Source organism: Flavobacterium sp. (assembly GCF_036741995.1).
Taxonomy (GTDB): Bacteria; Bacteroidota; Bacteroidia; order Flavobacteriales; family Flavobacteriaceae; genus Flavobacterium.
In genome coordinates, this window is sequence record NZ_DAINRG010000073.1 from 1 (window position 1) to 8105 (window position 8105).

Genomic DNA, 8105 nt, shown 5'->3' on the forward strand with positions numbered 1-8105 from the left:
CGATTTTTCGAAACTGAAAAAAGCCAACAGCGTTTTATTTGATGTGAAAGGAGTTCTAAAAGAAAAAGCAGACGGCAAATTATAATATGAAAAAGATACTTATCACCGGAGGAGCAGGATTTATTGGATCACACGTTGTAAGACGTTTTGTGACCAAATATCCGTCGTATCAGATTTTTAATCTGGATGCACTGACTTATGCCGGAAACCTTGAAAACATTGCTGATATTGAGAAAGCACCAAATTATACTTTTATAAAAGGGGATATCGTTGACGCTGATTTTATCAATGATTTATTTCAAAAGCATCAGTTTGACGGAGTACTTCATTTAGCGGCCGAATCCCATGTGGATCGTTCCATTACTGATCCGTTAGCCTTTGTGAAAACGAATGTTATCGGTACTATGAATTTGTTGAATGCCGCTAAAACTATATGGAAAGACAATTTTGATGGAAAGCGTTTTTATCATATTTCTACCGATGAGGTATACGGAAGTCTTGGCGCCACCGGATTGTTTACCGAAACGACAGCTTACGACCCAAATTCTCCTTACTCAGCTTCAAAAGCCAGTTCGGACCATTTTGTAAGAGCATATGGTGAAACTTATGGCTTGCCTTATGTGATTACCAATTGTTCTAACAATTATGGCCCCAATCATTTCCCGGAGAAATTAATTCCGCTTTTCATTAATAATATAATTAATAACAAACCATTGCCGGTTTATGGCGATGGGAAATATACCCGCGATTGGCTTTTTGTGGAAGACCATGCAGTGGCTATCGACTTAGTTTTTCACGAAGGAAGAAATCATGAAACCTATAACATTGGAGGTTTTAACGAATGGCAAAACATTGATTTGGTCAAATTACTGTGCCAACAAATGGATAAAAAATTAGGAAGAGCGGAAGGAGAATCTGAAAAGTTGATTACTTATGTAAAAGACCGACCGGGACACGATTTGCGATATGCTATTGATGCTTCCAAAATAAATACAGAATTGGGATGGAAACCATCCGTAACTTTTGAACAAGGCTTAGAAAAAACAATTGATTGGTATTTATCGAATGAGGCCTGGTTGAAAAACGTAACTTCGGGCGAATATGCGAAGTACTATAAAAAACAGTACAATTAATATTTTTAATAAAATAAGATGCAGATATTAGTCACAGGAGCAGCAGGTTTTATTGGTTTCCACCTTTGTGAAAGGTTGTTGTCAATGGGTCACACTGTGGTAGGACTTGACAATATTAACGGTTATTATGATATTAATTTAAAAATGTCACGGTTAAGCCATTTGGGAATAACTGAAGTTTTTGAACACAAAGTAGCCGTCAGTAAAAAGTATGGAGATAAATTTCATTTCACTAAAATTAATTTAGAAGATAAAATTCACCTGCCATTACTATTTAAAACCTATAAATTTGATGCCGTATGCAACTTAGCGGCTCAAGCCGGAGTTCGATATAGCCTTGAGGATCCAATGGTATACATTGAAAGTAATATCGTTGGATTTGTCAATTTGCTGGAATGCATGAGACATAATGATGTCAAAAAAATTGTCTATGCCAGTAGTTCGAGTGTGTACGGAAACAGCAAAACCGTTCCTTTTAGCGTAGACGATAAAGTGGATGAACCTATCAGTTTATATGCTGCCTCTAAAAAAGCAAACGAGTTAATGGCTTATACATACAGTCATTTGTTTGGTATACAATCCATAGGATTGCGGTTTTTTACAGTATACGGACCCTGGGGAAGACCTGATATGGCTATGTTTTTATTTACAGATGCCATTTTAAATAACAAGCCCATCAAGGTTTTTAATAACGGAGAATTATACCGAGACTTTACTTATATAGACGATGTTGTGCAAGGAGTAGTAGCTACTCTTACAAATACTGAGTTTACGAAAAAATATGCCCTTTATAATATTGGCAACAGCAAACCCGTTAAATTACTTGATTTTATCGAAGAAATTGAAAAATGTACCGGTAAAAAAGCTGATAAAGTGATGGCTCCTATGCAACCGGGTGATGTTGAACGAACTTTCGCAGATGTTAGTGATTTTCAAAAAGATTTTGGCTATAGTCCTAATACCCCCATTAAAACTGGCATACATAAATTTGTCGAGTGGTATAAAAAATATACAACTCAATACAAATTACTATAAAATTTTAACCAATGCTTTTTAACTCTCTCAGCTTTGCTTTTTTTCTGCCTATAGTATTTTTCCTGTATTGGTTTGTAACCAACAGATCGCTTAAGATGCAGAATATTTTATTGCTAGTTTCTAGTTATTTTTTTTACGCTTGTTGGGATACGCGGTTTTTATTCTTGTTAATTTTTTCGACATTGCTAGATTATTTTACTGGACTTAAAATGACGGAATCCGAAAATGCTATTCACAGGAAGATATGGTTTTGGCTTAGTGTGAGCATCAATCTGGGTTTTTTGGGGGTATTCAAGTATTATAATTTTTTCGCTGCTTCATTCACGGATCTCCTCTCTGGTTTTGGACTTCACGTGAGTCCAATGACCCTAAATGTAATCTTACCGGTTGGAATTTCATTTTATACCTTTCATGGTCTCTCTTATGTAATAGATATTTATAATAAAAAGATCGTTGCTGAGAAAAATTTTATTGATTATGCCGTTTTTGTGAGCTTTTTTCCATTACTGGTAGCAGGGCCCATTGAACGAGCTACGCATCTTTTGCCACAAATTCAAAAAGCGCGGGTATTTGATTATCAAAGGGCAGCTGACGGCTTGCGGCAAATACTGTGGGGATTGTTTAAGAAGGTAGTCATAGCCGATAATTGCGCCACTTTTGCCAATGCTATTTTTAATAATTACAATCAGAGCTCGGGAAGCACTCTTATTTTTGGAGCCATATTTTTTACTTTTCAGATTTATGGTGATTTTTCGGGGTATTCAGATATTGCCTTAGGGGTTGCCCGTTTGTTTGGAATCGACTTATTGCGGAATTTTGCTTTTCCCTATTTTTCAAGGGATATTGCCGAGTTTTGGAGGCGTTGGCATATTTCACTGTCTACGTGGTTTAGGGATTATTTATACATTCCACTTGGGGGAAGTGCGGGAAGTAAATGGGTTAAAATCCGGAACACTTTCATCATTTTCCTAGTAAGCGGGTTTTGGCATGGAGCCAATTGGACCTTTATCATTTGGGGCTTGCTAAATGCGCTTTATTTTATGCCTTTAATGATGTTTAATAAAAACAGGGTGAATATTGAAATTGTGGCTCAAAACTCTTTTTTCCCTTCGATAAAGGAATTATTGCAGATAGTTACCACTTTTGGTTTAACGGTATTTGCCTGGATTTTCTTCCGGTCTGATACCGTAGCACAGGCATTTAGCATCCTAAGGGAGATTTTTTCGGAATCATTATTGACGATGCCTAAATTTCACGATAAAAAAGAAGTACTCACCATAATAATTTTGATTTTGTTCTTCCTCATTGTAGAATGGACTGGCAGGAGAAACCAATATGCTCTCGAAAAATTGTTTGTCCATAAAAACCGTGTTTTCAGATGGACATTTTATTATTTGTTAATCATATTGTTAATAGCCTTTACTGGTGAAGACCAAGAGTTTATTTATTTTCAATTTTAGTCGCTCATTATATTTCAAATGAAGAAATTTGTTATTAAAATATTGATTTTTCTCTTTCCGTTACTGATGTTCTTCGGATTGCCATGTTATTATTTATATCGTTATGATGAAAATTTTAACAGGTTGACACTTTCCGATAATCAAAAGGAACGTCATTTGGTGGGCTATCTTTATAATGAGGGGAACTATGATTATTTAAAATGGAATGCCATTAACAGTGATCAAAAGTATACTGTTATTTCATTGGGTTCGTCACGAGTTTTGCAGTTTAGGAAAGAAATGTTCAACGATTCATTTTACAACGCCGGTTTTGCCATTAGTAGGGTGAATGAATTTCTACCTTTTTTAAAAAGTTTAAAAAAGGACAACTTACCACAGTACCTGATTATCTCTTTAGATCAATGGATGTTCAACTACAATTGGGATAAGCTTGAAGCACAGCCCAATCCGGATAAATGGGAATCGGCCTTTCAGTTTACGCCCAAGCTTTTTGTAATCAATGCTGCCTGGAAAGATTTTTTTGACGGTAAATTCAGTAAGATTAATCCTAAAAAGGATGGTGTGGTTAGGGTTGGATTAAATGCCTATGTCAATGATACCGGCTTTAGGAATGACGGAAGTTTCTTTTATGGAAAACAAATCACAAAGCGTCTTGTCAATGATTCTACTATGGCGGATTATAAGTTCAGGGATACTAAAGAAAGAATTAATAAGGGGATAAGCCGTTTTGAATATGGCAACAATGTAAATCCGAAGGCTATAGCCGAGTTGAAAAAACTCATTTTATTTTGCAAAGCCAATAAAATTCATTTAATTGCATTTTTGCCACCATTTTCTAATGAAGTCAACCGTTATATGCAGGAGCAAAATAAATATGAGTATATGGATAAAATCTATCCAGCAATATATCCTTTATTTGCAGCGTTTGATATGGAACTTTATGACTTTAAACAATTGTCCTTAGTCAATTCCGATGATAGGGAAACTATAGATGGATTTCACGGAGGAGAAGTAACGTACCTTAAAATACTGATTGAAATGTTAGAGAAAAAATCGATGCTAAATAAGGTTTCTGATTTGAATTCTAGAAAAAATGAACTAAAAAAACGAATTAATAACTATACTATCTATAACACTGGTAATTAATTAAAAATATCTTACCAATGCTAAATAATAAAACTATTCTGATAACTCACGGTGCTTGATCATTGGGGGAGTTTTAACAAAACACATTTGAATCCATTTTCTCAGGTAAGAAAGTTAATTGTTCTTTCGAGAGATGAGCAAAAAACAGTTTCAAATGGCTTAGGAATATCCGTCTAGTCAAATTTCCAAAGATTATGTTTTATTGGATGATGTAAGGGAAATTGAAAACTGTACAGGTCTGATGATGAAAAAAGATTTTTTACCAATGGTGCTCGTCGATGTTGAAAGAATCTGGGTTGATGAGAGTCTGTTGAAAGATAATTTTGGATACAATCGAAACACTGCAGTCACAGCAGGAGAAAAAAAATTACCAATTTGTATTATAATTTATTGCATTGATTACTGCTTTACAAAACTTTAATAAATTTTTCAACTATGAATATTCTTAGTTTGATAGGAAGAACAAAAGGACTTTTTGAAGAAGACATAGTAAACAATGATGCTATTCTTAAAAAAATAGTATCTAGTGCTTCTTTTTTGGTTATTGGCGGAGCCGGATCTATTGGGCAGGCCGTAACCAAAGAAATTTTCAAGCGAAACCCTAAAAAGTTGCACGTTGTTGACATCAGTGAAAACAATCTGGTAGAACTGGTTCGGGATATAAGAAGCTCTTTTGGTTACATTGACGGCGATTTTCAAACCTTTGCTTTAGATATTTCTTCTATAGAATATGATGCTTTTATTGAGGCAGACGGAGCATATGATTATGTGCTCAATCTTTCCGCGTTAAAACATGTCCGTAGCGAAAAAGACCCTTTTACTTTGATGCGAATGATTGAAGTGAATGTTTTCAATACCGAGAAAACCATCAAACAATCCATAGCCAAAGGCACCAAAAAATACTTTTGTGTTTCTACAGATAAAGCCGCCAATCCGGTAAACATGATGGGCGCTTCCAAAAAAATCATGGAAATGTTCCTGATGAAATACAGTAATGACATTTCAATTTCTACGGCGCGTTTTGCCAATGTCGCTTTTTCAGATGGCTCATTACTACATGGATTTAATCAAAGAATTCAAAAAAGACAACCCATAGTGGCTCCCAATGATATCAAAAGATATTTTGTTACGCCGCAGGAAGCCGGAGAACTTTGCTTAATGTCGTGTATTTTTGGCGATACCAGAGATATTTTTTTTCCAAAGCTAAGCGAGAGCTTGCATTTAATCACTTTTGCCGAAATTGCGGTTAAGTATTTAAAAGCATTAGGTTTTGAAGTAGAAGAATGTACCTCTGAAGAAGACGCCCGTCAAAAAATAACCAATCCCGCTTCATCAAAAAAATGGCCTTGTCTTTTTACAGCAAGTGATACTACAGGAGAAAAAGATTTCGAAGAGTTTTTCACTACTCATGAAACGCTCGATATGGCCCGCTTTCAAAACTTGGGAATTATAAAAAACAACCCTTTTATAGAAGCTGAAAAAATCACCGAATTTTCGAAAGCCATAGCCGGATTCAAAAACCAACGCCAATGGACCAAAGAGGAACTGGTTTCCTTATTTAACTATATGATCCCTGAGTTTGCTCACAAAGAAACCGGGAAATATTTAGACGCAAAAATGTAATGGAAAAGCATTCAGAAACGATTAAATTTATAAAGTCACTATACCCTAATACTGATTTTGTTCCGTTACACGCTCCGGTTTTTGGAGGCAACGAAAAAAAATACCTTTCCGACACTATTGACACCACTTTTGTATCTTCGGTTGGGGCTTATGTGGATTGTTTTGAAACCATGATGACCGATATTACCAAAACGCAAAAAGCAGTAGCAGTTGTAAACGGAACGGCCGGAATTCAGGTAGCGTTGCAGTTGGTTGGCGTAAAAAGCAATGACGAGGTCCTTACACAGGCCTTAACGTTTGTGGCGACTGCCAATGCCATTGCCTACAATAATGCGCATCCTGTTTTTATTGATGTTGATTTGGATACGATGGGATTATCTCCTGTTGCGTTGCAAAACTTTTTATCAGAATATGGCGAGTTGCGGGAAGACGGATGTTATAATAAAAAAACAGCGCGTAAAATGGCAGCTTGCGTTCCAATGCACACGTTTGGTTTTCCGGTGCATTTAGATGAAATTGTCGCTATTTGTAATCAATGGAAAATTCCGGTAGTAGAAGATGCCGCCGAATCTTTGGGAAGTGAATACAAGAACCAACCCACCGGAAGTTTTGGCGATGTGGGTGTTTTTTCATTCAACGGAAATAAAATTGTGACTTCCGGTGGTGGTGGGGCTCTGGTGACCAATACTATTGCTTTGGGAGAAAAAGCAAAATACATAACTACTACGGCCAAAGTTCCTCATCCGTATGAATACAATCATGACGAATTAGGCTATAATTTCAGAATGCCCAATTTGAACGCGGCTTTGGCTTGTGCCCAATTGGAGCAATTAGATTTTTTCTTGGCCAATAAAAGAAACTTGGCGCAACAGTATCAAGCTTTTTTCAAAGAAAAAGGAATTCAGTTCCGAACAGAAACCCCTGACACCAAAGCCAATTATTGGTTAATGTGCATTGAGTTGGAAAACAAAACAGAACGGGATTTGTTTCTGAAAAACACCAATGAATTTAATGTGATGACAAGGCCCATTTGGCAGTTAATGTTCCGATTGCCAATGTATGCCAACTGTCAGAAAGACGACCAAAAGAATGCCTTGTTTTTAGAAGAAAGAATAGTTAATATACCAAGTAGTGTCAGATAAAAAAGTAATATTGATGGGATATTCCGGCCACGGTTTTGTAGTTGCAGAAGCAGCTATAGTAATCGGTATGAACCTAGTGTATTATGCTGATGTAAAAGAAAGTACCATAAACCCATTCCATTTAGAGTATCTAGGTTTTGAAGGGGAGGATTATTTTAGAGGATGGGAAGAGGACTTTAATTATGTTTTGGGTATTGGAGACAATAAAATAAGACAAAAATTAGCTCATTTAATATTGTCAAAAAATAAAGAAATGGTGAATGTAATTCATCATTCAGCTTCAATTGCTACTATGATAACTATTGGTAAAGGTAATTTTATAGCCAGAAATGCTGCCATTAGTCCTTTGTCGGAAATAGGAAATTTTTGTATCCTAAATACCGGAAGCATTGTCGAGCATGAGTGTGTTATCGCTGATGCTGTTCACATAGCACCGGGAGCTGTTTTGGCCGGAAATGTAACTGTAGGGGAGCGAACTTTTATAGGGGCTAATGCGGTTATAAAACAAGGCGTTAAAATAGGGAAAGATGTGATTATAGGTGCGGGTTCTGTCGTTCTCAAAGATG

Annotated in this window: 7 protein-coding genes; all 7 read left to right on the forward strand. The window is 36.1% G+C overall.

The genetic code is table 11. The features are described 5' to 3' along the window. Nucleotides 1–86 precede the first annotated feature (86 nt). Nucleotides 87–1133 carry a dTDP-glucose 4,6-dehydratase gene (gene rfbB / locus V7D82_RS12980; RefSeq protein WP_333601384.1) on the forward strand — a complete coding sequence of 349 codons (1047 nt, stop codon included), beginning with the start codon at nt 87–89 and terminating at the stop codon, nt 1131–1133. A gap of 18 nt (nt 1134–1151) precedes the next feature. Next, the gene (locus V7D82_RS12985) at nt 1152–2168 is read left to right on the forward strand and encodes an NAD-dependent epimerase/dehydratase family protein (protein ID WP_333601385.1); all 1017 of its coding nucleotides are present in this window, start codon (nt 1152–1154) and stop codon (nt 2166–2168) included. A gap of 11 nt (nt 2169–2179) precedes the next feature. Beyond that, nucleotides 2180–3628, forward strand: coding sequence for an MBOAT family O-acyltransferase (locus V7D82_RS12990; RefSeq protein ID WP_333601386.1), 1449 nt, complete (start codon nt 2180–2182; stop codon nt 3626–3628). 18 nt (nt 3629–3646) lie between these two features. Next, entirely contained in the window at nt 3647–4774 is a 1128-nt protein-coding gene (locus tag V7D82_RS12995; protein ID WP_333601387.1) for a hypothetical protein, read from the forward strand. Nucleotides 4775–5209: 435 nt separating this feature from the next. Continuing rightward, entirely contained in the window at nt 5210–6397 is a 1188-nt protein-coding gene (locus V7D82_RS13000) for a UDP-N-acetylglucosamine 4,6-dehydratase (protein ID WP_333601388.1), read from the forward strand. Beyond that, nucleotides 6397–7539, forward strand: a complete 1143-nt coding sequence (locus tag V7D82_RS13005) for a LegC family aminotransferase (protein ID WP_333601389.1) — start codon at nt 6397–6399, stop codon at nt 7537–7539. The genes V7D82_RS13000 and V7D82_RS13005 overlap by 1 nt, the downstream gene beginning before the upstream one ends. 13 nt (nt 7540–7552) lie before the next feature. Continuing rightward, nucleotides 7553–8105: acetyltransferase (locus tag V7D82_RS13010; RefSeq protein WP_333601390.1), on the forward strand; the 553-nt coding region annotated here is incomplete at its 3' end.

Coding starts and splice junctions, on each gene's coding strand:
- V7D82_RS12990 (WP_333601386.1), top strand. CDS start 2,180: ATGCTTTTTAACTCTCTCAGCTTTGCTTTTTTTCTGCCTATAGTATTT.
- V7D82_RS12995 (WP_333601387.1), top strand. CDS start 3,647: ATGAAGAAATTTGTTATTAAAATATTGATTTTTCTCTTTCCGTTACTG.
- V7D82_RS12985 (WP_333601385.1), top strand. CDS start 1,152: ATGCAGATATTAGTCACAGGAGCAGCAGGTTTTATTGGTTTCCACCTT.
- V7D82_RS13005 (WP_333601389.1), top strand. CDS start 6,397: ATGGAAAAGCATTCAGAAACGATTAAATTTATAAAGTCACTATACCCT.
- V7D82_RS13000 (WP_333601388.1), top strand. CDS start 5,210: ATGAATATTCTTAGTTTGATAGGAAGAACAAAAGGACTTTTTGAAGAA.
- rfbB (WP_333601384.1), top strand. CDS start 87: ATGAAAAAGATACTTATCACCGGAGGAGCAGGATTTATTGGATCACAC.